Origin of the sequence: Sulfurimonas sp. ST-27 (assembly GCF_048081595.1) — a bacterium.
GTDB classification, from domain to species: Bacteria; Campylobacterota; Campylobacteria; order Campylobacterales; family Sulfurimonadaceae; genus Sulfurimonas; species Sulfurimonas hydrogeniphila.
This window is the reverse complement of sequence record NZ_CP182226.1, coordinates 1,821,064-1,847,792: the sequence shown is the minus strand read 5'-3', so window position 1 is coordinate 1,847,792 and position 26,729 is coordinate 1,821,064. Positions and strand designations below refer to the sequence as shown.

At 38.6% G+C, this 26,729-nt stretch carries 24 protein-coding genes, 3 tRNA genes and 3 rRNA genes; 19 read left to right on the top strand and 11 right to left on the bottom strand.

The features are described from left to right. Nucleotides 1–16 precede the first annotated feature (16 nt). From ACM66U_RS09735 to rrf, 5 genes are all read left to right on the top strand, one after another. Nucleotides 17–2,605, top strand: coding sequence for a M14 family zinc carboxypeptidase (locus tag ACM66U_RS09735; protein ID WP_346389576.1), 2,589 nt, complete (start codon nt 17–19; stop codon nt 2,603–2,605). 566 nt (nt 2,606–3,171) lie between these two features. Next, nucleotides 3,172–4,692: ribosomal RNA gene (locus ACM66U_RS09730) — 16S ribosomal RNA — on the top strand. 141 nt (nt 4,693–4,833) lie between these two features. Then, nucleotides 4,834–4,909 (top strand) — tRNA-Ala (locus tag ACM66U_RS09725). A 288-nt stretch (nt 4,910–5,197) separates the two neighbouring features. After that, nucleotides 5,198–8,089, top strand: a 23S ribosomal RNA gene (locus ACM66U_RS09720). 213 nt (nt 8,090–8,302) lie between these two features. After that, nucleotides 8,303–8,418 (top strand): 5S ribosomal RNA (gene rrf, locus ACM66U_RS09715). Together the 16S, 23S and 5S rRNA genes with 1 tRNA gene alongside form the textbook arrangement of a ribosomal RNA operon. Here rrf and aat read toward each other — a convergent pair. From aat to ACM66U_RS09695, 4 genes are read right to left on the bottom strand one after another with little or no spacing between them, the layout of a single operon-like run. Beyond that, nucleotides 8,414–9,106, bottom strand: a complete 693-nt coding sequence (aat, locus tag ACM66U_RS09710; RefSeq protein WP_151899620.1) for a leucyl/phenylalanyl-tRNA--protein transferase — start codon at nt 9,104–9,106, stop codon at nt 8,414–8,416. The genes rrf and aat overlap by 5 nt on opposite strands. Then, on the bottom strand, nt 9,106–11,283 hold the full coding sequence (gene clpA / locus ACM66U_RS09705) for an ATP-dependent Clp protease ATP-binding subunit ClpA (protein ID WP_418640654.1): 2,178 nt from the start codon (nt 11,281–11,283) through the stop codon (nt 9,106–9,108). The genes aat and clpA overlap by 1 nt, the downstream gene beginning before the upstream one ends. Before the next feature lies 1 nt (nt 11,284). Continuing rightward, the gene (locus tag ACM66U_RS09700) at nt 11,285–11,584 is read right to left on the bottom strand and encodes an ATP-dependent Clp protease adaptor ClpS (protein ID WP_151899622.1); all 300 of its coding nucleotides are present in this window, start codon (nt 11,582–11,584) and stop codon (nt 11,285–11,287) included. Between the two features lie 5 nt (nt 11,585–11,589). Then, nucleotides 11,590–12,825: an aminotransferase class I/II-fold pyridoxal phosphate-dependent enzyme gene (locus ACM66U_RS09695; protein ID WP_418640653.1), complete on the bottom strand. Its 1,236-nt coding sequence runs from the start codon at nt 12,823–12,825 to the stop codon at nt 11,590–11,592. Between the two features lie 120 nt (nt 12,826–12,945). Between ACM66U_RS09695 and ACM66U_RS09690 the strand changes: the two genes are divergently transcribed. The 4 genes from ACM66U_RS09690 (at nt 12,946) to ACM66U_RS09675 (ending at nt 14,024) form a co-directional block, all read left to right on the top strand. Beyond that, entirely contained in the window at nt 12,946–13,173 is a 228-nt protein-coding gene (locus ACM66U_RS09690; RefSeq protein ID WP_151899624.1) for a hypothetical protein, read from the top strand. A gap of 7 nt (nt 13,174–13,180) precedes the next feature. Next, nucleotides 13,181–13,399 (top strand): hypothetical protein, encoded by a 219-nt coding sequence (locus ACM66U_RS09685; RefSeq protein ID WP_418640652.1) that lies wholly within the window; start codon nt 13,181–13,183, stop codon nt 13,397–13,399. Between the two features lie 66 nt (nt 13,400–13,465). Continuing rightward, a tRNA-Arg gene (locus ACM66U_RS09680) sits at nt 13,466–13,542 on the top strand. Between the two features lie 176 nt (nt 13,543–13,718). Then, on the top strand, nt 13,719–14,024 hold the full coding sequence (locus tag ACM66U_RS09675) for a hypothetical protein (RefSeq protein WP_346389929.1): 306 nt from the start codon (nt 13,719–13,721) through the stop codon (nt 14,022–14,024). Nucleotides 14,025–14,083: 59 nt separating this feature from the next. On the opposite strand, the gene ACM66U_RS09670 is transcribed toward ACM66U_RS09675, so the two are convergent. Next, complete coding sequence (locus tag ACM66U_RS09670) at nt 14,084–14,263, bottom strand: hypothetical protein (protein WP_418640651.1); 180 nt, start codon at nt 14,261–14,263, stop codon at nt 14,084–14,086. Nucleotides 14,264–14,512: 249 nt separating this feature from the next. Between ACM66U_RS09670 and ACM66U_RS09665 the strand changes: the two genes are divergently transcribed. Continuing rightward, entirely contained in the window at nt 14,513–14,845 is a 333-nt protein-coding gene (locus ACM66U_RS09665) for a transposase (protein WP_418640650.1), read from the top strand. Continuing rightward, nucleotides 14,803–15,723 carry an IS3 family transposase gene (locus ACM66U_RS09660; protein ID WP_418641416.1) on the top strand — a complete coding sequence of 307 codons (921 nt, stop codon included), beginning with the start codon at nt 14,803–14,805 and terminating at the stop codon, nt 15,721–15,723. The genes ACM66U_RS09665 and ACM66U_RS09660 overlap by 43 nt, the downstream gene beginning before the upstream one ends. Nucleotides 15,724–15,759: 36 nt before the next feature. Here the strand turns inward: ACM66U_RS09660 and ACM66U_RS09655 are convergent, their stop codons facing one another. Next, a complete protein-coding gene (locus tag ACM66U_RS09655) occupies nt 15,760–15,891 on the bottom strand; it encodes a hypothetical protein (RefSeq protein WP_418640649.1) in 132 nt (43 codons plus the stop codon). Nucleotides 15,892–16,115: 224 nt separating this feature from the next. Next, nucleotides 16,116–17,081: a helix-turn-helix transcriptional regulator gene (locus ACM66U_RS09650; protein WP_418640648.1), complete on the bottom strand. Its 966-nt coding sequence runs from the start codon at nt 17,079–17,081 to the stop codon at nt 16,116–16,118. Nucleotides 17,082–17,491: 410 nt separating this feature from the next. On the opposite strand from ACM66U_RS09650, the gene ACM66U_RS09645 reads away from it, so the two are divergent. From ACM66U_RS09645 to ACM66U_RS09635, 3 genes are all read left to right on the top strand, one after another. Continuing rightward, nucleotides 17,492–18,112, top strand: coding sequence for a porin family protein (locus tag ACM66U_RS09645; RefSeq protein WP_346389837.1), 621 nt, complete (start codon nt 17,492–17,494; stop codon nt 18,110–18,112). A 61-nt stretch (nt 18,113–18,173) separates the two neighbouring features. Continuing rightward, nucleotides 18,174–18,249 (top strand) — tRNA-Arg (locus ACM66U_RS09640). A 17-nt stretch (nt 18,250–18,266) separates the two neighbouring features. Continuing rightward, complete coding sequence (locus ACM66U_RS09635; protein WP_418640647.1) at nt 18,267–19,187, top strand: esterase-like activity of phytase family protein; 921 nt, start codon at nt 18,267–18,269, stop codon at nt 19,185–19,187. Here the strand turns inward: ACM66U_RS09635 and trpA are convergent. Continuing rightward, entirely contained in the window at nt 19,184–19,924 is a 741-nt protein-coding gene (gene trpA, locus ACM66U_RS09630; protein WP_418640646.1) for a tryptophan synthase subunit alpha, read from the bottom strand. The two genes, ACM66U_RS09635 and trpA, sit on opposite strands and share 4 nt — an antisense overlap. A gap of 1 nt (nt 19,925) precedes the next feature. After that, the gene (locus ACM66U_RS09625) at nt 19,926–20,327 is read right to left on the bottom strand and encodes an Hpt domain-containing protein (RefSeq protein WP_151899719.1); all 402 of its coding nucleotides are present in this window, start codon (nt 20,325–20,327) and stop codon (nt 19,926–19,928) included. Between the two features lie 80 nt (nt 20,328–20,407). Here ACM66U_RS09625 and panB point away from each other — a divergent pair, with 80 nt between their 5' ends. From panB to ACM66U_RS09610, 3 genes are read left to right on the top strand one after another with little or no spacing between them, the layout of a single operon-like run. Then, nucleotides 20,408–21,199 (top strand): 3-methyl-2-oxobutanoate hydroxymethyltransferase, encoded by a 792-nt coding sequence (gene panB / locus ACM66U_RS09620; RefSeq protein WP_418640645.1) that lies wholly within the window; start codon nt 20,408–20,410, stop codon nt 21,197–21,199. Then, the gene (gene ruvB, locus ACM66U_RS09615) at nt 21,199–22,212 is read left to right on the top strand and encodes a Holliday junction branch migration DNA helicase RuvB (protein ID WP_418640644.1); all 1,014 of its coding nucleotides are present in this window, start codon (nt 21,199–21,201) and stop codon (nt 22,210–22,212) included. The genes panB and ruvB overlap by 1 nt, the downstream gene beginning before the upstream one ends. Further along, nucleotides 22,213–23,265, top strand: a complete 1,053-nt coding sequence (locus ACM66U_RS09610) for an AI-2E family transporter (RefSeq protein WP_418640643.1) — start codon at nt 22,213–22,215, stop codon at nt 23,263–23,265. It begins immediately after the preceding gene. Here ACM66U_RS09610 and ACM66U_RS09605 read toward each other — a convergent pair. Both ACM66U_RS09605 and waaC read right to left on the bottom strand, forming a co-directional pair. After that, complete coding sequence (locus tag ACM66U_RS09605) at nt 23,256–24,137, bottom strand: lipid A biosynthesis lauroyl acyltransferase (RefSeq protein WP_418640642.1); 882 nt, start codon at nt 24,135–24,137, stop codon at nt 23,256–23,258. The two genes, ACM66U_RS09610 and ACM66U_RS09605, sit on opposite strands and share 10 nt — an antisense overlap. Further along, complete coding sequence (gene waaC, locus ACM66U_RS09600; protein ID WP_418640641.1) at nt 24,127–25,131, bottom strand: lipopolysaccharide heptosyltransferase I; 1,005 nt, start codon at nt 25,129–25,131, stop codon at nt 24,127–24,129. The genes ACM66U_RS09605 and waaC overlap by 11 nt, the downstream gene beginning before the upstream one ends. A 68-nt stretch (nt 25,132–25,199) precedes the next feature. Here waaC and ACM66U_RS09595 point away from each other — a divergent pair, with 68 nt between their 5' ends. Further along, nucleotides 25,200–26,105, top strand: a complete 906-nt coding sequence (locus ACM66U_RS09595; protein WP_151899725.1) for a PDC sensor domain-containing protein — start codon at nt 25,200–25,202, stop codon at nt 26,103–26,105. Beyond that, complete coding sequence (gene hisH, locus ACM66U_RS09590) at nt 26,105–26,716, top strand: imidazole glycerol phosphate synthase subunit HisH (RefSeq protein WP_151899726.1); 612 nt, start codon at nt 26,105–26,107, stop codon at nt 26,714–26,716. Before ACM66U_RS09595 ends, hisH begins: the two co-directional genes overlap by 1 nt. The last annotated feature ends 13 nt before the right edge of the window (nt 26,717–26,729 follow it).

Sequence of the window (26,729 nt, the reverse complement as noted above, 5' to 3'; positions counted from 1 at the left end):
AAATGAAGGCAATGGCTTGAGACAACAATATAGTTCATATGATGAATGTATAAATTTTTTTAATTCTGCTCAAAAGAGACATCCAAATCTTGTTAAAGTAGAAACAATAGGACAAACATGGGAAAGCAGAGATATTATTGCTGTCTCAATTACTAAAAATGTAGAGGCACATCTGAAAAAACCTGCACTTTTTTACACAGGTACAATTCATGCAAGAGAATGGATTGGAATAGAACTTTCTCTTGCTTTTGCAAAATATATTTTAGAACATATTGATTATGAACCACAACTTAACAAAATATTGGACAATACAACACTCTATATGGTCCCCTGTGCAAATCCGGATGGTTTCGAATACTCAAGAAACCATTTTTCTTTTTGGAGAAAAAACCGTAGAAAAAATCCTGACGGAAGTTACGGGGTTGATTTAAACAGAAATTTCAGTGTAGGTTTTACCCCGAACAAAAATTATACTTCGAATGTCTACTCTGGTCCGAAACCGTTCAGTGAACCGGAAACCGCAGCCATTAGAGATTTTATACTCGAACGCAAAAATATTACAATTGCTTTGGACTACCATTCTCAGGGCAATGTATTTTTTCCTGCACACAATTTTATTCATGAGGATGCGGAGGATGCTGTTGACTTGAATCTTCTGGCGGGAAATATGGCAGAAGAAATAAGAAAAGAGTCTTCTCGTGAATACGGCATTCATATGGGAAAACCGCCTGTGCATCTCATTTCAGGAAGCGGACGCGAGTTTTACTATTCTCAGGGAATCCTTTCGCTAGTAGCAGAAGTCGGAACGAGAAACATCAGTGACTATATTGAGAATATGAGTGAGAATATCCAGGAAAATATTCCAGCTTTGATTATGGCTCTCTCCGAAGTAAACAATTACAAAAAAGAAAACAATTTACAACGTGTTGAAAATTTTGTGGCAACAGGCATTGGGGCAAAAGAGGTAGAACTCAGCTGGGAATATATAGAAGACGAAACAATTTATTTTGAAATTTATCGTTCAACAAAACTCAAAGGGTTTGCGCAGGCCTCCAATCGAATTGCCATGACGAAAATGAAAAGTTTTACAGATTCCAATTTAAAGAGTTCGACAAATTATTATTATTATATTCGTGCGGTCTGCAAGGACAAGTCAATTAAATCACCTTATGCTCAACTTGTTGCGGTAAGAACAAAACCGGCTGAAAATATGTTTTCCAAAATTTTATATCCCATTGCAAGCAAAATAGGATATGTCGGAGAAAAGACACAAAAGAACAAAGATCATTTTGGGAACAATTCTCTGTTTGTCGGAATTTCAGAACAAAAAGGGGAGTGTTACGGAGTGTGTGGATTTTCCTTAATGACAATTCCGGAAAATGCGATTATTACAGCAGCAAAAATTTCATTTTATCCGATGAACCGGGTTGCTGTACAGGTTGAGCGCTATGGTCAGTGGCGGGTTGGACAGATGGATGAGCGTACAATAGACAAAATAGACAGTTTTGATGATATAAAAAATGCAAAAATGCTTTCTTATATAGATCGACCAACCTCTTCACATCAATTGGCTCAGGGTATATGGAGAGAATATCAATTTGCAGAACAGGAAATAAAAGTTCTTGAAAAAGCTTTAAAAAGACGAGAAGCATATTTTAGAATGCAAGGACCGACCTCTTTGCCGCTTGACAGGTCTTCTCAGTTGATGCAGTGGGATATCGGATATGGAAAATTCAGTGGAGGATTAACCTACAGACCAAAGCTTGATATTTCGTATACCATACATGAAGCAAAACTGGATATTCAATCTTCTTATGAGTTTACAGTCAATCATGACAATATAAAAGATAATGCGCTTAAATCCGGATATGACGCAAGTGGCAACCTGAAATATGCATGCATTGAATTTGATTTATTGAATTTACCGGATATGGAAAATACCGTAGTATCTGATGCGTATATAGATTTACAGGCATATCAGGTGAATGCAAAAGAGAATAATTTACGTTTTCATATAGAACTGGTGGAACCGATTACAGGTGAAATTACCTATGAGAAGATAAAAAACAGAAACATTATTGAGAGAATCGGATATGACGTAAGTATTACAGAGATCAAGAGGTCTTCAAAACAGAGATTTGTTTTTGATACATATGCAATTCAGGAAATGCTTGAGTTGGCAAAAGAAAAGAAGAAAGCCTTTTTTGTAATTTCCGCTTCATCAGAAACTGAGATGTCCAAAAATGCTGATGTAAACTGGATAGACAATAAAAAAATAGATAAACCGGTTTTAACTTTGGATTACATCCGTAAAAGGAAAAATCCGCCAAAACAGGTAGAGAACTTACGGGCAAGTATGGAAAACGGAATAATAAAACTGCAGTGGGAAAGTCCTGAAGACGACGGCTACAGAGGTGTGATTGTTGTAAAAAACAGATTCAAGGTTCCATGCTCTCCTTATGATGGGCAAAAACTCTATGGCGGCAGTGATAATTATACGTATGATAATTTTGGTGATTTGAATGTTCATAAATATTATGCAGTATTTTCATATGATGATGTTCCAAATTTTTCTGAACCTGTATATATTGAAGTAAACAGTTAGAAGTTTGTTTGAGTCAAACTTCTATAAAAAGTAACAAATAAAAAACTTCAAAAACTTTTTAAAAAACCCACCAAACATTAAGCAGTCTCTAAGCAATACTCCCCTATAATTCCCATCCACAAACAGAGAGACCTGATTTAAAAGGCCTAGAGAGACTTCAAGTAGAAGCTTTTAAAAATGTTTGAGATCATTGAAAACTAAGCAAGTAAGAGACTTTTTAACTTTAGAGTTAAAGAGATAAATTACTTAGAAATAACTAATAAACAACAACCGTCTATTCTATTTTGAAATCCATACAGGTTTACCTGTATGGTTCCCTTAATAGTAATAGATAACTATACAGTCTAGTAATAGAACCTTAAGCAGTTTTATTAAGACTTAAAATAACAAAGCCAATGATTTAATAATCTTGGGCAAAAGATCAGTAATAAGTTTACTTATCTTTTCATAATAGTTAATTGCAGAGTTTCAATCAGTAAGAGAGAAGATGCACTAGTGCATCGAGCCTCACGCTGAGTGAAACCCAGTGTTAACGCAGAGAAGGGACTTTGTTTCTTCTCGTTTCAATTATGGAGAGTTTGATCCTGGCTCAGAATGAACGCTGGCGGCGTGCTTAACACATGCAAGTCGAACGGTAACAGATAGTAGCTTGCTACTATGCTGACGAGTGGCGCACGGGTGAGTAATATATAGATAATGTGCCCCTTGGACCGGGATAGCCATTGGAAACGATGATTAATACCGGATACTCCTTCTTATCACAAGATAAGTCGGGAAATGGATTCCGCCAAGGGATCGGTCTATATCCCATCAGCTAGTTGGTAGTGTAAGAGACTACCAAGGCGATGACGGGTAGCGGGTTTGAGAGGATGATCCGCCACACTGGTACTGAGACACGGACCAGACTCCTACGGGAGGCAGCAGTGAGGAATATTGCACAATGGGGGAAACCCTGATGCAGCAACGCCGCGTGGAGGATGACGCATTTCGGTGTGTAAACTCCTTTTATATGTCAAGAAAATGACGGTAGCATATGAATAAGCACCGGCTAACTCCGTGCCAGCAGCCGCGGTAATACGGAGGGTGCAAGCGTTATTCGGAATCACTGGGCGTAAAGGACGCGTAGGCGGGGTGGAAAGTCAGGTGTGAAAGCCTACAGCTTAACTGTAGAACTGCACTTGAAACTCTCACCCTAGAGTATGGGAGGGGCAGATGGAATTAGTGGTGTAGGGGTAAAATCCGTAGATATCACTAGGAATACCGAAAGCGAAGGCGATCTGCTGGAACATAACTGACGCTAAGGCGTGAAAGCGTGGGGAGCAAACAGGATTAGATACCCTGGTAGTCCACGCCCTAAACGATGAACACTAGTCGTCGGGATGCTAGTCATCTCGGTGATGCACTTAACAGATTAAGTGTTCCGCCTGGGGAGTACGGTCGCAAGATTAAAACTCAAAGGAATAGACGGGGACCCGCACAAGTGGTGGAGCATGTGGTTTAATTCGAAGATACGCGAAGAACCTTACCTAGCCTTGACATTGATAGAACACTTTAGAGATAGAGTGGTGCCCTTTGGGGAGCTTGAAAACAGGTGCTGCACGGCTGTCGTCAGCTCGTGTCGTGAGATGTTGGGTTAAGTCCCGCAACGAGCGCAACCCTCGTCCTTAGTTGCTAGCAGGTTAAGCTGAGCACTCTAAGGAGACTGCCTTCGTAAGGAGGAGGAAGGTGAGGACGACGTCAAGTCATCATGGCCCTTATGGCTAGGGCTACACACGTGCTACAATGGGGCGTACAGAGTGTTGCGATACCGCGAGGTGGAGCTAATCACTTAAAGCGTCTCTCAGTTCGGATTGGAGTCTGCAACTCGACTCCATGAAGCTGGAATCACTAGTAATCGTAGATCAGCAATGCTACGGTGAATACGTTCCCGGGTCTTGTACTCACCGCCCGTCACACCATGGGAGTTGATTTCACCCGAAATCGGGAAGCCAACCTTCGGGGGGCTACCGCTTACGGTGGAATTAGCGACTGGGGTGAAGTCGTAACAAGGTAACCGTAGGAGAACCTGCGGTTGGATCACCTCCTTTCTAGAGTAAAGAGCACTCATTCGATTGAGTGGCTCAACACAAGAAAATCTCACACGAGAAATAGTTTATTGGTTGTTTCAAAAGTTACTTACTTGCTTAGTTTTCAGTGATCTGTGTTCATTTGAATTACGATTATAAAATGGGGAATTAGCTCAGCTGGGAGAGCGCCTGCCTTGCACGCAGGAGGTCAGCGGTTCGATCCCGCTATTCTCCACCATTTCTTAGCGATTTGCACTTAAAAAAGAAACTCACATACTAAAGTATGCTTCGCTTCTTTTTTAAGCACAACTCATCTAAGAAACAAGTTTCTAAATTAAATATAAGTTCTTAAAGTCATAAGAATTTATATTTGGTTTAAAAACCAAACGATCATTAAATTACAATTGTTAAAGTCAACAACTTTAATTATAGAGATATAATTAAAAACTAAATAACTACAATAACAGATCATTCATCTTGTTTAATGTATTCATACATTAAATAAGGTAGTGAACGCAACATAGAATAAAAAGATATTAAGGGCCATAGGTGGATGCCTTGGCTAGTAGAGGCGATGAAAGACGTACTAGGCTGCGAAAAGTCTCGGGGAGCTGCCAAGAAGCTTTGATCCGGGAATTTCTGAATGGGGCGACCCAGCACGGAGCGATTCGTGTTACCACCTTCGGGTGGGGCGAACTTGGGGAAGTGAAACATCTCAGTACCCAAAGGAAGAGAAATCAAACGAGATTCCGAGAGTAGCGGCGAGCGAAATTGGAATAGGGCGCATACATTTAGCATATTTGTTAGCAGAACATTCTGGAAAGGATGAGCATAGAGGGTGATACTCCCGTAAGCGAAAACATTTATGTGGAACTAAGGTATGGAACGAGTAGGTCGGGACACGTGTTATCTTGACTGAATATGGGGGGACCACCCTCCAACCCTAAATACTACTACTAGACCGATAGCGAACAAGTACCGTGAGGGAAAGGTGAAAAGGACCGCGGTGAGCGGAGTGAAATAGAACCTGAAACCTATGGCTTACAATCATTCGGAGCACTATTATAATGTGTGACGGACTGCCTTTTGCATAATGAGCCTGCGAGTTGTGGTATCTGGCAAGGTTAAGCGAACGCGAAGCCGTAGCGAAAGCGAGTCTTAATAGGGCGACATAGTCAGATGCTGCAGACCCGAAACTGAGTGATCTATCCATGAGCAGGTTGAAGCTGGTGTAAGAGCCAGTGGAGGACCGAACCCGTAGAAGTTGAAAATTCTTGGGATGACTTGTGGATAGGGGTGAAAGGCCAATCAAACTCAGTGATAGCTGGTTCTCTCCGAAATATATTTAGGTATAGCCTCGAGCATTAGCGTATAGGGGTAGAGCACTGACAGGGCTAGGGCTGCTTACCGCGGTACCAAACCCTATCAAACTCCGAATACTATACGTGTAACCTCGGGAGTCAGGCGTAGGGTGATAAAATCCTATGTCGAGAGGGGAACAACCCAGACTAACAGCTAAGGTCCCAAAGTTTTATCTAAGTGGAAAAGGATGTGGAGTTGCTGTGACAACCAGGAGGTTGGCTTAGAAGCAGCCATCCTTTAAAGAAAGCGTAACAGCTCACTGGTCTAGCGATTCTGCGCCGAAAATATAACGGGGCTAAGATAAACACCGAAGCTTTAGATTTACAGTTTACTGTAAGTGGTAGGAGAGCGTTCCATTCAGCGCTGAAGGTATACCGGTAAGGAGTACTGGAGCGGATGGAAGTGAGCATGCAGGCATGAGTAGCGAGAAAAGAAGTGAGAATCTTCTTCGCCGTAAACCCAAGGTTTCCTACGCGATGCTCGTCATCGTAGGGTTAGTCGGGACCTAAGTCGAGTCCGAAAGGGGTAGACGATGGCAAATCGGTTAATATTCCGATACCGACATTACATCGTTTGAGTGATGGGGGGACGCATAGAGTTAAAGGGGGTCACTGATGGAATAGTGGCTCGAAGGACGTAGGTCGTAGCGTAGGCAAATCCGCGCTACATGAGACCGAGATCTGACAGGCTGGTCAATCTTTTCGGAGAGCGACCAGAACCCTTGATACTGTCGTGCCGAGAAAAGCCTCTAAACGAGATGATATGTCGCCCGTACCGTAAACCGACACAGGTGGGTGAGATGAGTATTCTAAGGCGCGTGGATGAACCCTTGTTAAGGAACTCTGCAAACTAGCACCGTATCTTCGGTATAAGGTGTGCCTTATTTGTTAGGAGATTTACTCTCCAAAGCATTGATAGGTCGCAGCAAAGAGTCCCTCCCGACTGTTTACCAAAAACACAGCACTCTGCTAACACGTAAGTGGATGTATAGGGTGTGACGCCTGCCCGGTGCTCGAAGGTTAAAAGGATTGCTTAGCATTAGCGAAGGCATGAATTGAAGCCCGAGTAAACGGCGGCCGTAACTATAACGGTCCTAAGGTAGCGAAATTCCTTGTCGGTTAAATACCGACCTGCATGAATGGCGTAACGAGATGGGAGCTGTCTCAACAAGGGATCCAGTGAAATTGTAGTGGAGGTGAAAATTCCTCCTACCCGCGGAAAGACGGAAAGACCCCGTGCACCTTTACTATAGCTTGACACTGCTATTGGGATATTCATGTGCAGGATAGGTGGGAGCCGTTGATTCATAGACGCCAGTTTATGATGAGGCATCCTTGAGATACCACCCTTGAATATTCTGATAGCTAACTCCGTACGGTTATCCCGTGCGAGGACAATGTCTGGTGGGTAGTTTGACTGGGGCGGTCGCCTCCTAAAAAGTAACGGAGGCTTACAAAGGTTGGCTCAGGTGGGTTGGAAATCCACCGTAGAGTATAATGGCATAAGCCAGCCTGACTGTGAGACAGACAAGTCGAGCAGAGTCGAAAGACGGTCATAGTGATCCGGTGGTTCTGTGTGGAAGGGCCATCGCTCAAAGGATAAAAGGTACGCCGGGGATAACAGGCTGATCTCCCCCAAGAGCTCACATCGACGGGGAGGTTTGGCACCTCGATGTCGGCTCATCGCATCCTGGGGCTGGAGCAGGTCCCAAGGGTATGGCTGTTCGCCATTTAAAGCGGTACGCGAGCTGGGTTCAGAACGTCGTGAGACAGTTCGGTCCCTATCTTCCGTGGGCGTAGGATTGTTGAGGAGAGCTGACCCTAGTACGAGAGGACCGGGTTGGACGAACCACTGGTGCACCAGTTGTCCTGCCAAGGGCATAGCTGGGTAGCTACGTTCGGATGAGATAACCGCTGAAAGCATCTAAGCGGGAAGCCAACTCCAAGATGAACGTTCCCTGAAGTACGCTTGAAGACTACAAGCTTGATAGGCTGGATGTGTACGCACAGCAATGTGTTTAGCTGACCAGTACTAATAGTACGTTTGTCTTTTTACCAAGTTCTTAAATGAACACAATTGCTTCACTACCTTATTTAGTGTATTTATTAAATAAGAGATATGTTAGTAGTTATTTGGAACCGGTACTTTAGTGCCGGCTGTTGTTGATTTTACCAATTCTAACTTAATGAGCAATCATTAACTCACTCAACTGGTCCTTGTAAGATCAGATATAAATACATCAGTCAGATGTCTTTATATCTGATCTTGTCTAGGTGGCTATAGAGAGAGGGAAACGCCTGGCCCCATTCCGAACCCAGAAGCTAAGCCTCTCATCGCTGATAATACTGCAGGTTTCACTTGTGGGAATGTAGGTCGCTGCCTAGTTGATCAGATTTTTATCAACAATCCATTCATTTTTTACAATATCCATATTTACTTTATACAAACGTTCAAGATAATAATCTCTTGAAACTTCTTTTGCTCCTAATGATTTAAGATGTGGTGTCGGTACCTGACAGTCAATAAAATCATATCCCCATACTTTTAAATGTTTTACCAATACCGCATATGCAGCTTTTGACGCATCACTGACTTCTGCAAACATTGATTCTCCACAAAACACTTTTCCTATTGTCAATCCATACAACCCGCCTACCAGTTTGCCATCGAGATAACTTTCCACCGAGTGTGCTATACCCATGCCGTGCAAAACATTGAATGATTCTGCCAGATCTTTATTTATCCATGTACCATTTTGATCTTTTCTTGCAACAGAAGCACATTTATGCACAACTTCTTGAAATCTGCTATCAAATGCATATTCGAACTTTTTCAATTTTTTTTTCAATGAACGTCTTAATTTAAAGTCATCAAGCTCCATAATAAGACGCGGATTCGTTGACCACCACAGTATCGGGTCTTGCTGCGAGTACCAGGGGAAAATACCATTTTGGTATGCTTTTAATAATCTAGAGGGATTTAAATCTCCTCCCCATGCTACTATACCTTCTTTGTTCGCATCATGGGGATCAGGAAAGGAGAGTGAATAATTGTCAAGCTGCGGCAAATACATTAAGCTTCTTCGTATACATTCTCTAAAGTGTCATTTTGTATTATCACTTCTACTTTTCCGCCATTTTTAAGTTTTCCGAATAAAATTTCATCACTGAGTTTATCGGTAATATTATTTTTAATATACCTTTTAAGCGGTCTGGCTCCCATTTCCGGTGAATAGGTTTTTTCAGCAATAAATTTTATAACTTTATCGGAAACAGTTACAATTATTTTTTTCTTTTTTAACTCTTTATTGAGTTCTGCTATGAATTTTTGTACAATTTTTTCGACTATTTCATGACTCAATTGCCCAAATTCTATAATAGCATCTAATCTATTTCTGAATTCCGGAGTAAAAAATGATTTTAGTTCTTCGTTTTTAGAAATAGATTCATCTTTATTGAATCCCATTACATTTCTGGCTTGAGCTCCAATATTTGATGTCATTATCAGTATAACATTCTGAAAATCGGCTTTGTAGCCATTATTGTCAGTGAGTGTTGCGCTGTCCATTATCTGTAGTAACACATTTATGAGTTCAGGGTGTGCCTTTTCTATTTCATCAAGCAGTAAAACTGTATAAGGATGCTTTTTGATGGCTTCTGTAAGCAGTCCTCCCTGCTCATATCCTACATATCCAGGAGGCGCTCCTACCAAACGGCTGAGAGCATGTTTCTCCATATATTCGCTCATATCAAATTTTTCAAAATTGATCCCTAAAATTTCACTTAATGCAATTGCCAGTTCGGTTTTTCCAACACCTGTCGGTCCTGAAAATAAAAATGAAGCTATGGGTTTGTTCGGAGGTGTTAGTCCTGCTTTTGATATTTTAATAGCTTTTGTCACCATCTCTACAGCTTTTTCCTGACCAATAACTCTTTGTCTGAGTTTATCTTCTAAATGTTGCAAAGATGCCGTTTCATTATTAGATATTTTTGAATTACTGATACCCACAATAGATGCTATAGTTTTTTGAATATCATTTGCGGTTACTTTTTCTTTTTTTCTTTTTTGAAGATGAAATGATGCTGCTGTTTCATCAATTAAATCTATGGCAATATCTGGTAAAAATTTGTCAGTAATGTAGCGTTTAGAGAGATCCACTGCTGTTTTTAATGCCTTGTTTGTATATTGTACAGAATGGTGTTTTTCATATTTGCCTTGAAGTCCCTTGAGAATGAGATAGCTTGTTTTTTTCGATGGTTCATTAACATCTATTTTGGAAAATCTTCTGCTGAGTGCCTTGTCTTTTTCAAACCCGTTTCTGTATTCTGCAAAAGTTGTAGCTCCCATACATTTTATTTCGCCTGAAGCAAGAGCAGGCTTGAGTTGATTGGCTGCATCCATTGTTCCGCTCGTGCTTCCTGCTCCTATAAGTGTATGAATCTCATCTATAAATAAAATTGCTTTAGGTTCACGTTTGAGTTCATCCATAACACCCTTAAGGCGTTTTTCAAAGTCTCCTCTGTACTTTGTTCCTGCAAGCAATGCCCCTAAATCAAGCGCATAAAGATTGGAGTCTTTGATTATGTCAGGAACATCATTCGCTGCAATACGCAGAGCCAGTCCTTCTGCTATTGCTGTCTTTCCAACGCCTGGTTCACCTACAAGTACAGGGTTGTTTTTCTTTCTTCTGCAGAGTATCTGTGTGACTCTTTGAATTTCATTATCTCTGCCTATTACAGGGTCAATTTTTCCTTCTTTGGCTTTTTCTATAAGGTTTATTGTGTATTTTCGTAAATTAGACTCTTTTTCTTCTTCATCCTGGTCTGTGTCAGGATGTGAAATTACTTCCAATATATCCAGTTTTGTTATTTGGTATTTATTGAGCAAAGCATAGGCAAATGTATGTTTCTCTTCAAAAAGAGTTGCCAAAAGATCCCCTATATCAGCATTCGTTTGACCGGATGACTGAACATGGCGCACCATCTTATCAATCAAACGGGAAAGCGCTACGCTTTCATAAGGGTCCTGTATTATATCGGCAGGAAGTGTTTCCATATTTTTTTTGATGTATTCGCCAAGTTCTTCTTTCATTTTTGACACATTCCCGCCACATGTTTCTATAATTGATGCGCCCTCATCCGAACTTAACAAAAGGTAAAATATATGCTCAATTGTCAGGTATTCATGGTGGAGCTGTTTTGCAAATATTACAGATTTTTGAAATATATCATTGAGTGATGAGCTTATCATGTTATTCTTCCTCCATTGTGGCTTTTAGGGGAAAGCCGTTGTCTTTCGCTTTGCGACGTACTTGCTTAAGCTTTGTCTCTGCGATTTCATATGTGTAAACACCACACAAACCTCTGTTTTTTTTATGTACTTCAAGCATAATATCCTGCGCTTCTTCATATGTTTTATGAAAAATTTCCATGAGAATATCGACTACAAAATCCATAGGCGTATAATCATCATTGAGTAAAAATACAAAATATTTTTTTGGATATTTCAGTATTGTCTGTTCGTCTATTTCTAAGTCTGTTTTTGTTGCCATTTTTTCTACTTTGCTGCTTGAATAAAATCATTTATAATTTCTACCGGGTTTTCAAGTCCGATAGAAATTCTAATAAGACCATCGGTAATTCCAAGAAATTCTCTGGTTTTTTCGTCAAAATCACTGTATATAGTTGATGCCATATGCAGGGCGAGTGTTCTTGAATCGCCTATGTTGGCAGTAATTGTTGCTATTTTTGTTTTACGTAAAAAGTCGTATGCACGTTCTTTGCTTTGCATATCAATTGTCAAAAGGGTTCCGCATCCATATTGAAAATCTTCTTTATACCGTGCATGGTGAGGATGAGACTGAATACACGGATGGTTTACCGCTATACCATGTTTGGCAAGTTCCAGGGCCACTGTTTCAACACTTTTGACTATTCTTGGAAGTCGGAGTGCCAATGTTTCGAGTCCGAGTAATGTTTGATAGCTGGCATGTGCATTTGCGCTCATTCCCAAGTCTCGTAAAGCCCGTTTTTTTGCATTAGGTATGAGAGCCGTTTTCCCCGCTCCTTTGATAAACTTTTCAAGGAATGCGTAACGTTCTGTCTTAAATTTGTCAGCATTTTCATGTATGGTGCGAAAAACCACACAACCGCCTAGTGCAGAGGAATTTCCAGAGATGATTTTCGTAGTTGAATAAACCGTGATGTCAGCACCAAGAGCCAAGGGCGAAACACTTAAGGGAGTAATAGTGTTGTCGACGATGAGCGCTACATTTGATTCATTCGCAATTGCAGCGATTCTTTTAATATCAGGAAGCCTCATATTCGGATTACCGACACTTTCTAAAAAAATTATTTTTGTATTTTTGTTTATGGCATTTTCTATGCTGTCAAATTCGTCAACATCAAAAAAGTGAGTTTTTATACCAAATCTGCTGAGAGTTTCATCAAACAGTGCGTATGTCCCGCCAAACAATCCGCCTATGCTAATGATTTCATCTCCTTGAGAAAGCAGGGACATTACGGCAAGAGATGTCGCTCCCATCCCTGAGCTTGTTGCAACAGCTCCAATACCACCATCCATCTCTGCCATGATTGATTCAAGTTTTGCTGTTGTTGGGTTGCCCATTCTAGAATAGAGAGGCTTTTTTACACTGCCATTGAAAATCCCTTCTGCTGTTTCCGGACTTCCATAAGAAAAAGAAGCTGAGGATACTATACTCGGAGAGACCGCTCCTTCTTTACTTCCGATACTTTGTACAAATTTTGTGCAGTAGTCTTCAAATTTATTCATATTTCATGCCTTTTAATTATCTATAAATTATAGCAAATTAGAGATAATATTTATCCTATGTACTTTAATTATGTTAGAATTCTAAAGAAGAAATTTATTAATTAATATTAGGAAACGCAAATGGATAATCAAACAGCTTTGAATAAACTCAGTGAAAAAGTTTCAAGTATTCTTGAAAAATATCATACGCTCATAGATGAAAATGAGAAGATGCGAAATGAAATCGTGACACTCAAAGCAGATTGTGCATTGAAAAATCAGGAAATTGAAAGACTGCATGAAGAAAATGCTCAAAAAGATATAGAAATAGAAGAAATTGTAAACAAAATCGAAAGTATTTTAGGTTAATAATATAATGAGTAAAAAAATTGGACTACATATCGGAGGCCGCAGATTTGATGTTGATGTGGAAGATAAATTTGCCAATTTTTTACAGAAACAGATGATAAAAGATTTTAACATGGAAGGAAACAATGATATTAAAGTTTTACTCCAGGCATATGTACGAAAAAACCATGAATTGTATTTGCAAAATCAAAAAGTAGAAGAAATATTAGTAAAAATTGAAGATTAGACACTGTTTTATAATTATATAAGTTATAAGTGATATAATTTCAGCCTCTCAATCAGAGAATGGTGTGCGCTCGTAGCTCAGCTGGATAGAGCACTGGTTTGCGGTACCAGCGGTCACATGTTCGAATCATGTCGGGCGCACCATACTTAAACTTCCTCACCTATTTAACCAATAAATTTTAATGGTATGTTATTCAGTATAACTCTTCTCAAATAAAAATAACACTTGATGTCAGAATTGGCATAAGAATTTATTAATTGACAAAACTTGTCCATCTAATTTCCTATAATCTTTACACTTCAAAAAAAGGAACAAGAAGATGAAAAAAATAATAATAGGTGCAGTTTTGGCATCAACAATGGCATTGGCAGGTAGTTACACTTTAGCTCCAGATGGTAGTTATGTTAGCGGGGATACTGCAACTTTAGCTCCTGACGGCACATATGTAGGCGGTAATAGTGCAACACTAACTCCAAATGGTTCTTATGTAGGGGGTTCGAGCAGTACTATGACGCCAAATGGTAATTATGTAGGTGGATCAACAAGCACTTTGGCCCCTGATCGCTCTTATGTTGGTGGTAACACTGCAACTTTGGCGCCTGACGGTTCTTATGTAGGGCAATGATTTTTAGCATAGCTTTTATTGCTATGCTCATGTAAAAGTTCTTTGCATGCAAAAATAAGCTATCGTTGCGGCACCCAATTCTCTTTCATATCACCAAATTCTTCTTTATCAGTATGCAGAAATTTTTTTACCATCTGCTCAGTATATCTATCCATCTTTTGGTATTCCTGTGCAAACTCTTCATGTGAAACATACTTGACAAGAGGTTCTTGTTTGTAGCGATGGGTGATTATTTTCATCTGCTGTGCCTCTTGAATATACTCATCATGGCGGCTTATAACTACAAAGCCTTCTTTTAACAGCTCTTTATTATGTAATGTGTCAATTGTATATACTGTTTCTGAATATTTTATCTTGATATAACCACGGGAGATAAGCTTGTCTATAGATGCTGGGAGTACATCTAATTCCCTTTTTCCATAATCAAATGATGTGGCTACACTTATTCATACTCAGAACATTTAGCAATTCTGAGATCAAATATCAGTATGAGTAAGGAAAAAGAGAAGATGAGAAACAGTAAATATACAAGAGAGTTTAGAGATTCCAGTGTGCAGTTAGTTTTAAATTCAGAAGAGTCAACAGCAAAGATTGCTAGGGACTTGGATGTTAATGAAAAAACGCTTTATAATTGGGTTAGAGAGTATAAAAAAGCCAATAATATTCCCATAGCACCAAGAGGTGGGTTTACAAGAAGCAACAGCATTAAAGAAACCGCAGAAGAGGAAAATAAACGCCTGCGTGCAGAGAACAAACTCCTCAAGCAGGAACGTGACATATTAAAAAAGGCAACCGCGTATTTCGCAAAAGAAACTCTGTAAAATACGCATGGATACAAGAACACTCAAACGAGTTTCAAATAGCAGTGTTGTGTAGAATACTTCAAGTCGATAAAGCAAGTTATTACCACTGGATAAAGCAAGGATGCCAGATGCAACAGATAGATAAAAAACTTAATGAACTCATTGAAATTATCTTTATGCAGGGAAGAGAGAACTACGGTACCCGACGAATTAAAGATAAACTGGTACAAAGGTATGGATTTGTTGTTTCTCTTCGTCGCATAGGGCGTATAATGCGTGAACTGGGGCTTGTTGCAAAGACGAAAAAACGCTATAGAATCAATACAACAAACTCAAATCACAACTTACCTGTTGCACCAAATATTTTAAACAGAGATTTTTATGCTTCATATCCTGATGAGAAATATGTTGGCGATATCACTTATATTCCAACAAATGAAGGATGGTTGTATTTAGCGACTGTAATGGATTTATACTCCCGTCGCATTGTTGGTTGGTCAATGGATGACACGATGAAAGTATCACTTGTAAATGATGCTTTAAATATGGCACTTATTGCCAGAAAACTAGCAAAAGGTTTAATCTGGCATACTGATCGAGGTAGTCAATATGCTTCATACTCTCACAAGGATTTATTACAACAACATGGCATAATTCAGAGTATGTCTCGTAAGGGTAATTGTTGGGATAACGCGGTGGCAGAGAGCTTTTTTCATACACTCAAAACTGAACTCATTTACCATGAGATATTTGAGACAAAAGCTCAGGCTAATCAAGCTATATTCGAGTATATCGAAGTTTATTATAACCGACAAAGAATGCACTCTGCAAATGGTAATTTATCACCTGTTGAGTTTGAAGAAAAAATGATGTTACAAGTTGAAACAGCAGCTTAGAATCTTTATGGATAAGTATGAAATAGGGTTGACACATCAGAGAGATTGTAGTTGTTTTTGCAGTGAGGCATCAAGTGTGAGTGGTATCACTTTTGTAACAGTTACATTCTCTCTTGCGCTAATAATAGAAGCCAAGAGTAAAAGTAGAACGAATATTGTTTTTTGCATAGTGAAAATCCTTTTTTAAATTTTGTTCGTATTTATAGCTTAAAATGGATTTTCATCATCCATATCCATATCTTAGAACCTTTGAGAATATCTTATTTCTATATCTCTTGAGAGATTTCCCACCAATATGATTTTGTTGTACATTTTGATTCCTTCATCAGTTTGCGATATATTACTCTTTGCTATGGACAGATATTGTCAATGAATAAAACTATTGTGAAATATTATAACAAATATGCTCTTACATCAGTTTCAATCTTCTCTCTTAAAGAATCAGGCGAAACAACTTTCATATGAGGAATCCACTTTTTTACAAGATCTTCTATCTCCATCTCCTGTGTTACCGTAAATGAGAACAATACACTTCCATCATTCTTTTGCTCTATAATCTTTTGAGAAGGTAAAAATTGTTTCATCTTGAAATATTTTGCTTTCTTTGGGCTTACTTCTACCACTACCTCTATAAGGTGTTTTCTAAAAGATGGCGTATATTTGGGGTAGGGGGTTTGTATGGTTTTTACAAAGTCAACTATATCCGGATTATGATGAAATGTTTTTTTATGAAGCACAATATCTGTAATATTTGTAACTCTAAAAATACTAAAAGGATATGCCTCATTTGCATTCTCACCCACAAGATAAAAGTTTTCATTGATAAAGAGAATTTTATAAGGTTTGAGTTCATAACTGCTCTCTCCTTTTGCTTCTTGTTGTGTGATGGTGATATATTGCTTGTATGTGATTGCTCTCTCCATCTCACGCAGAAGCTTGACATCCTGTTTCTTTGTTTCAAAAGGTTTTGTGACAAATTCATAACACTCTTTTGATTTTTTGATTTTTGTATTGATAATTTTCTTATCATTCTCATCTATATTTAAACTCTCTAAAATATTGTTTCTTTGTGCAATATTAAACGTCTGTACCATTAAAGCTAAGGTGTCTTGGTCTAAAAAGTTGTTAAAGATCTCTTTTGTTATCGCTTTATAACATCCCTTTTCACCCTTGCCACCGCGAATAAGATCAAAACTCTCAGGAAAATACTCTTTGATTACATCAAGATCTCTACGGATTGTTTTTTCACTTTTTCCAAACCACATTGCATCGTTTTGTAAAACATCAATACAAACTTTTTCTCCACTGTTAAATCTTTTTAAAAGTTCTAAAACTCTCGCTGTTTGATTGGTTGTCATAACACACCTTCAAATTGTTTTAGAAAATTATAACCTTATTTTTGGTCATATTTTGTCTAATGGTGATATGAGTAAGATTAAACCCAGAAAAAACTATATCTTTTTCTGGAAAAGATAAGAAGGAATTGCCCTAATGAAGCTCTATGATAAGGTATTTAATTTTATTGCTGGTCATGGTAGGGGGGGTGGGTATATTCTCCAAGTTATTAATTTGAAAATTAATCCTTGCCAAGCATCAGGAATTTCTAATAAAGCATCTTTAATGCTTCTTAGACTGCATCCGTTAAGAATCTGTTTGGAGTAACCTTGTTTTTGCATTGATTTTCGTAATGTATCCATATCAACTTGGCGGATAAGCTTTATTTCTATAAAAAAAGATTACAATACGTTTATAATTCTAAGGAGAAACAATGAAAATACGAAATCTTTTATGTCTGAGTGGAATGCTTCTGCTTTCAACAACACTCTTTGCCGGCGAAGTTCCTGAGGAAGCGGATGCTTCTCGCGCACATATTGAGGCAAAACACCATGAAGAAGGAAACCTTTATATCGTTGCCAAAGGACTGTTGAGTTTAGGTGACAATTATACGGAAGAAGCAAAAGGCACAGAACCTGAAGCGATTTTAAAAGGTGACACCGGACAGGGTTTCGGAATTGATTTGGGATATAGACTGGGCTATGGTTTTGCTACAGAATTTGATTTTTCATACACACATACTACGGTTACAAAATCTGTTGTCGGTGAGGCAGATGTAAGTGCGGGAGCAGATTATTACAGTTACGGTATAGATTTGCTGTACGGATACCATGTAAATGAGGAAATTGTTCTTTTTGGAAAAGCAGGATGGGAAATTGAGAAAGAAAAAATCAGTGCTTTTGGTATTGACGGAACCAATGACGGATTTACCTATGCTGCCGGAATGGAATACGGTCTCTCTTCGCATTGGGCACTCATAGGAGAGTATGAAGGCTCTTTAATAGACGGTCCGCGCGGAAATAACATTTTTGCCGGTGTCAGTTATACTTTTTAAAACATTCAGACAGTATCTGTGAGCAGAATCTTTCTGCTCATATAAAAAAATACTGTTTCTTCTCCTTATCGCTTAACTGGATAAAGCAGTCCCCTCCTAAGGGATAGCTCGTGGTTCGAGTCCACGTAGGGAGACCAAAAAAAAGGCAAAACTTTTGAAATATTTTTTCTTTGCTTTATTGTTTTTTTTACAACTTCATGGACAAATTACTGCGTATAAAATTACTCCAGACAATACTTTACATGTAACGAAACAAAAAATAAAAATACTTGATGCAAAAATCTTACATTTTGAGACTAAAAAACGTATTCCTTTTCATGAAATTTCAGACCTTGTGTATGAAAATGGGGTTGTTTATTTTGTCAGTGACCAGGGATATTTATATAAATTTTTCATAAATATTCGAAAGAATAAAATCAGCAGTTTGCAATATTTGGATGCTTATGTTTTGAAAAACAAAAAAGGGAAGAAGTTAAAAAAGAAAAAAAGGGATGCGGAAGGTTTGGCACTTTGCAAAGACAGACTGCTGGTATCGTTTGAGAGAAAACAGCGTGTTGTTTGGTACTCAAAAAACGGATTGAAAATAAAGAAAATAAAAATTCATAAAGATCTGCAAAACAAAAATAATTATGCCAGCAAAAACAAAGGGCTCGAAGCCGTTACATGTAATGACAAATATGGTGTTGTGACGGCACCGGAGAGTCCTTTGAAAAATGCAGACCCGCAATACAAAACGCTCTACAGCAAAGAGCATCTTTTTAAGTTTATGGCGGATGGGAGTATTGTAGCTTTGGAGTTTTTTGATGAGGACAGTGTGTTGGTTTTACTTCGTGATTTTAATTATTTGACGCGAAGAAGGATGAGCAGTCTGATAAAAGTACAGCTCAACAACTGCAATGCGAAGTATATCTGCAAGAGTGAAGTTTTAGCAAAACTCGACTCCTCAAACGGTTGGAAACTTGATAATTTTGAAGGGCTCACTCGTGTTGAGGCAAACAAATACCTTATGGTGAGCGATGACAATGAAAATATTTTTCAAAAAACACTGCTGGTGCTTTTTGAAATTATGCCTTAAGTGTTTATCTCGTTTTTAATGAGCTTGGCCAATTCGCTGCATTGCGCGATTTTCTGTGTGTAATTTAAATCATTGTTGAGCAAAATATTGACAAAAGCACTCCCGACTATGACCCCGTCAGCACCTTGCACTTTTTCTTTTGCTGTTTTTTCGTTTACACCGAAACCTACATATACGGGTGTTTGTGTGTATTTTTTGATAGAGTGCAAAAAAGGCTGCAGATCTTCTGCCGTACCTGAGCCTGTAATACCGGTGTAAGCAACCATATAGATGAACTTTTGCGCATCGCTGACAACAGTCTGTATCCTCTCTTCGCTGTCTGTGGGGGCAACAAAAGAGATGTTTGCAATACCGTTGCTTTGAAATAAATCTTTGTATGTCAACGCCTCTTCATGGGGAACATCCGGAATAATCAGTCCGTTTATGCCAAGTTCTTTTGCCAAAGGAATGAGATTTTGCATGTTTTGCTGGTAAAAACTGTTGAAATAACCCATCCAGAGTGTATCTACCTGAGGGGCAATCTCTTTGGAAATTTCAAGCAAATCTTTAAATTTAAATCCAAGTTCAAGTGATTTGTGATTTGCTTTTTCTATGAGAGGACCATCAGCTACAGGGTCTGAAAAAGGAACACCGAGTTCCAAAGTGTCGACACCGCTTTGTGCAAGGGCGAGACTCAAGTCAACTGTAAAAGATTTTTCCGGATAGCCGGATGTTATGTATGCTACTAAGTTTTTCAAATTATTTTTCCAAGTCAGGGATTTTTAATAAGGAGTATTTTATTTTACTGAGTTTGTTGTTCTGTCTCAAGTCGTCATTCCAAACAGCAAACATATCACTGATATTTAACAGCCAGTCTGTTGTTTCATCACTGACAGGCGGTTTTTTTTGACGTAAAGATTCAAGCTCATCTTCAACAAAAGCAGCCAGTTTATTCATTGGTATGATTTTCAAATAACCGCTTGCTGATTTTATATTATGAAATACACGAAAAAGTTCATTGACACTTCTTTCGTACATATTGGGTTTTGAAAGGTCAAGAATCATAACTTCCATGCTCTCAACCATCATAGCATAGTGATCCAAAAACTCATCAATAATTTCAAAATCAAAGTTTTCTTCTAAATCACTTCTTACACCCATAAAATAATTCTCCTGTATAGTTCAGATTATAGCAATTTTTGGCTAAAATACATCTATATAATATAATAAAGAGTTTTAAAATGAGTAAAAAATTAACGATAACAGCTATAAAAAAAAGAAAGGGTGAAAAGCCTTTGGTAATGATAACGGCCTATGACGCACTCTTTGCAAAACTGCTCGAACCAAGTGCAGATATGATTTTGGTTGGTGACAGTTTAAATATGAGCTTTGCAGGCCGCAATGATACAATCAGTACCACATTGGAACAAATGATTTATCACACAAATGCCGTTTGTAAAGGGGCACCAAACAGTTTTGTGATTTGTGATATGCCTTTTGGAACCTATACATGTAAAGAAGATGCTTTACGTAATGCTATAAAAGTTTTTCAAAAGACACCGGCAGACTGTGTGAAGATAGAAGGCGGAACAGACAAAGCAGAGATTATTCAACATTTGACAGAGAACGGCATTGCAGTATGTGGACATATAGGACTTTTGCCACAGTCGGTAAGAAGTGAAGGCGGATACAAAGTCAAAGGGAAAAGTGCTGATGAAAGAGAACAACTCCTCAAAGATGCCAAGGCAGTTGAAGAAGCAGGTGCCTTTTGTATGGTGATAGAAGGAACAAAAGCCGAGGTTGCAAAAGAAGTTGCACAAAGTGTGACGATACCGGTTATAGGAATAGGTGCAGGTGCTGATGTAGACGGCCAGGTTTTGGTATTTTCTGATATGTTGGGATTTTTTGAAGAATTTACTCCAAAATTTGTAAAAAAATATCTTGATGGGGCCACTCTGGTTAAAAAAGCTTTGCAAGAGTATGCGGATGAGGTTGTGAACCGTAAATTTCCGACAGAGGAACATATATACTAATGGAAAGAGTTGTAGATATTGAAACTTTTTCTCTTGAAGAAGAGAGCAGCGAAGTTACATTACGTCCTGATGCCTGGAGTGAATATATAGGGCAGGAACAGATTAAAAAGAATCTTGCTGTTTTTATAGAAGCTTCAAAAAAAAGAGACGAAGCACTTGATCATGTTTTGTTCTACGGACCTCCGGGACTTGGTAAAACAACTTTAGCCTTGATTATCGCCAATGAAATGAATGCAAATATTAAAGTGACAGCCGCACCGATGATAGAAAAAAGCGGTGATTTGGCAGCAATTCTGACAAACCTGGAAGAGGGGGACATTCTCTTTATCGATGAAATACACAGGCTCTCTCCTGCCGTTGAAGAAATCCTATACTCTTCTATGGAAGACTATAGAATAGATATTATCATCGGCAGTGGTCCTGCTGCACAGACGGTCAAGATTGATTTGCCTCGATTTACGCTTATAGGAGCGACAACACGGGCGGGAATGCTTTCAAATCCATTAAGAGACAGGTTTGGTATGAGTTTTCGCATGAATTTTTACAATCAGGAAGAACTGGCAAAAATCATTGTGCAGGCATCGAATAAGCTCGAATGCCAAATCATTCATGAAGCGGCTCTGGAGATTGCAAAAAGAAGTCGTGGAACACCACGTATTGCCCTGCGTCTGTTGCGTCGCGTGAGAGATTTTGCGGAAGTTGCCGATGAAAAAAATATAAATTATCAGCGTACCCGATATGCATTGGATGAACTGGGCATCAATTCACACGGTTTTGATGAAATGGATCTGCGTCTGCTGACGCTTTTAGCAAGTGCCAAAGGACGTGCAATGGGGCTGAGCACTATCGCGGCAGCCTTGAGTGAAGATGAGGGAACGGTAGAAGATGTTTTGGAACCGTATCTGCTTGCAAACGGTTATTTGGAACGGACAGCAAAGGGCAGACGGGCAACACCCGCAACCTACGATGTCTTAAATATGTCATGTGTAAATGAAAACGGGACACTTTTTTAGATGAAATCACAATATTTTATAGCTGTTTTGTTTGCTACTTCTTTGTACTGGATGTATCTTCTGTATGAACCTTTTTTGCTTGTGATGACTATTGCCGCTTTATTGGCAATTTCTACGGCTACGATCAATAACTATTTTGAAGAGTTGTTTTCCTCTCGTTTGTTGGCGGCATTTGTATCAAGTCTGCTGCTTGCCATGCTCTTTTTTGCACCGCTTGGTTACTTTTTGGCAACACTCACAATCAAGCTGAACAATTTGGAGCCGAGCAGTTTGCAAAATATAGAACTCTATATAAACGGGCTGATTACCAATCCACCGAAATTTCTGCTCTTTTTAAAACCTTATCTTGCAGATTCTTTAAAAGGAATAGATATCAACAGTTTGACTACAAATGCTTTACATGTAGCTGCAAAAATTGGAACATTCAGTGCAGGTTTTGTAAAAAATGCTTTTTTGGTCATTGTTTTTTACTTTTTTGCTTTGTATAACGGTTCTACAATTGTAGAGTTTCTCAAACGTGTTGTCCAGATGTCTGTTGAAGACAGTACTTTACTTGCACGGGAACTCTCCGCTGTTATGAGTGTTGTTTTTTATTCCATCATCGCTACGGCAATGTTTGAAGGTGCACTCTTTGGTATAGCAGTCTCTTTTATGGGCTATAACGGCCTGCTCTTTGGCATTATGTACGGATTTGCTTCTTTACTTCCTGTTATAGGAGGAATTTTAATGTGGCTTCCGTTTATGATTTATGAATTTTCGGTAGGACATAATGCAAATGCTGTTTTTATAGCACTCTATTCAATTATTGTGATTTCCATTATAGCAGATACTTTTGTGAAGCCTTTGATAATTAAGGAGATAAACAATCGACTGCTCAAAGAGAGTGATGCACAGCTCAACGAACTTGTTATTTTCTTTGCAATTATTGCAGGGCTGACAACTTTCGGATTTTGGGGAATGATTTTAGGGCCTGCAATAACAGCTTTTTTTCTTGCAATTTTAAAACTTTTTGAAGCCAGAACGCAAGAGTGCGAAACGAAAAATCAGGTATAAATTTCGGGTTTGTCGTTTTTCCATCGACGATGGAGCCAAAACCAAAACTTTGGCTCTTTTTTGATGATGGAAGTGAGCCAGTCGGCTTGGAGTTGTGTTGCTTTTTGTATATCTTCTTTTTCATTCTCTGTTTTATCAACTTTTATCTCATCAGCTATAATTATTGTGTAATTTTCTTCATCATCAGTTCGTATGTGTACGGGCACTATGGCAGCATTGAATTTGCGTGCCAAATAAGCAGGTGTTGCCGTCATACGCAGCGGTTTTCCCATGAATTCAACCATAACACCTTCTTTTTCATTGATATTGGTATCTATTAAAATCCCGCTGGCTTTTCCCTGTTTTATAAGGCGTATAAGAGGTTTGACAACATTTGTTTTCTCAAGATTGGTGTTGCCAAACCTTGCTCTTGCATCGAGCAGCCATTTTTCATAGATTCTGTTCTTGAGCTTTTTGTATACAGGAGCAATGGGTTCTACATGTAAAGCAAGTCCTGCCGCACCAAGTTCCCAGGCACAGTAATGGGGAGTAACATAAATAACAGCACGGTCTTCTTTGTGAATTCTCTCAATTTCTTTTTTATTTATTACTGTAATTCTCTTGGCAATTTCTTCTTTACTCAAATGGCGCATTTCCATAAGGTGTAAAAAGTTATAGAGCAGGTTTTTAAAGCTGTAGCGTGTGATTGTGTCAATTTCTTCGTCACTCATACTGTTGTCAAAGGCATAGTTGAGGTTTTGTCTGACGATACGACGGTATTTTTTTGCTGATTTGTAGCCGATAAAGGCTAAAAAGGTAAAAAATGCTTTGCGTGCTTTATGCGGCACTAGCATTAAAATATGTTCAATGACGAGGAGGAAATTATAGCCCATTGGTTAACAGCTCCTTTGCTTTTTGTATGACTTGTTGTGGAGAAATTTCTTTGATGGAGAAGTCATTTTTATTAATTTTAAGAATATTTACCTTTGAGGGTGATTTGAGTGCTATATTTTTTGGCGTTTCGTAAATCATTCTCGTGGTAGTCGGACCCAAAAGTGTAATGGAGGGAATATTTTGCGCCCATGCCAGATGTGTCGGACCGGTGTCATTCCCTATAAGCAGATCCATGCTCGATATAAAAGATACAAGTTCTCCCAGCGTGAGTTTTGGGGCCAGTACCGCATTTGCCGAATGTGTGCATATCCATTGTGCCTCTTCTTTTTCAGATGCATTGCCCCAAATAATGTAACACTGCTCCTGGAGTCTATTGCAAATGTCGGCAACAGACTCTTTTGGATAAATTTTTGAAGGCCAGGAAGCGCCTATCACAAAGGCAATGTTTTTTTTCTTGTGTTGCAGTGAAAATTCTTTTGTTTGTGAAAAAACGGGTTCTTTGTTTAAAATCATAGCATCCGTAATCTCAAATCCGAGAGCGTCAGCAACAACAAAGCAGTTGCGCTTTATAACATTTTCTTCATACGGGACAGAGGAGGTCGTTTTATAAAAAAGTGCGGCCAAAGATTCACGTATTGAATTTTTATCAAAACCATGGGTATTCTTCCCTATGATTCTGGCAACTGCTGCTGACTTTAAAAGTCCTTGCATATCTATTATAATATCATAATCGGGCAGCATAGAGAGCTCAGCGAATGTTTTTTGTAGCAAGGAAAAGCTTTTTGTCTTTTTGAGTTTTTTTAGATTGACAGTGTGAACTGTATGCAGGTGTTTGTTGTTTTGTAAAATATCTGAAAAAATCTCTTCACTTATCCAGTCTATTTTTGCATCAGGATACTCTTTTTTGATAAACTGCAATACAACTGCACTGTTGATTATATCTCCGAGTGCGGAGAGTCTGACAATAGCAATATTTTTAATATCTTTTTTCATCAATGACATTATACCAATAATAGTAAATCTTTGATATAATTCAAATAAATTAAGAAGGAGTGACTTGTATGGTTCCTATAGATATTCAACATTTTGCCGAAGGCAGAACAAAAGCCAGAGCATATTTTTGTTACCTTTTTTCAAAGAATATTCCCAATAGACTTCCTTCTTTAAGTGAAGATATGATTATGCCGAGACTGCTTAAAATAAAAGCAGATCTTGAAAACTGTGAGGGAGTGTATCTTCTTGACCACAAGGGTGTACAGGTAAGTCCGACTTTTACAAAAGATGATCGGATAGATGATGATATAGGAAAGATTCGTGCTGACCGTGCATACTACTATCGTGCAGTCAGAGAAGGTAGATGTACGATTACCGATCCATATCCGTCACTCATTACAGGTGATTTGACTGTAACGGCATCAGCGCCTATATTTGATGAAAACGGTTCGCTCAGGTATGTGGCATGTATTGATATGCCGCTTGAAGAAGTGTTGAAAATTGCACATCTCAATAAAATGGATATATTCTTTGGAGAATTTTTCAAGTGGACTTATGGTGCTTTTGCATTTGCTTTGGTGGCTATAGCACTTTTGCTTTTCGTAAAAGGGATAGAGAGTTTTTTTGAATATGGAATTTCAATAGGTCATTTTCAGATTAAAGATGTTTTTGAAGCAACAATTTTGCTTACACTCTCTTTGGCAATTTTTGATCTTTCCAAAACCCTTATTGAAGAGGAGATATTAGGACGCTATAAAGAACATGACATAGCAGGCCCGCACAAAACGATGGTCCGCTTTTTGGGTTCTATCATTATTGCACTTTCCATTGAAGCATTAATGCTTGTATTCAAGTTTGCAATTACGGATCCAAACAAGCTGATCTATTCTATGTATATTATTGCGGGTGTAGGTATTCTGATAGTCTCTTTGGCAATATATATCAAATTTACAAAATTAAAGATAGATGAATAATGATAGCAATAATTGATTATAACATGGGAAATTTGGCAAGTGTGAAAAATGCGTTTGCCAAGCTTGGACAAGAGACAGTAGTTGAGAGTAATCCTGATAAATTTAAAGAGTATGACAAGCTGATATTGCCCGGTGTCGGTGCTTTTGGTGATGCGATGCAGCATTTGCATGAACGGAATATGGTAGAGTCCATAAAGGAATTTGCAAAGAGTGACAAACCGATGCTTGGAATTTGTCTCGGAATGCAGCTTTTGTTTGAAAATTCCGAAGAGTTTGGAAAACATGAAGGGCTCGGGCTTATAAAAGGCAGTGTTGTAAAGTTTGATACGAAAAAATTCAATGAACCTTTGAAGGTTCCGCATATGGGCTGGAACAGAATGTTTACAAAAGAGCATCCTCTGTTTGCAGGACTGGATGATGAGCATTATCTGTATTTTGTACATACATACCATGTTGCATGTAAAGATGCCAATGACATTATCGGAGAAACATATTATGGCTATAAATTTACTTCTGCCGTTGCTCACGGTAATATAATGGGAATACAGCCCCATCCTGAAAAAAGCCATAAAAACGGTTTGAAAATTTTAGAAAATTTTATACAACTGTAAGAGAAAAGGAAGA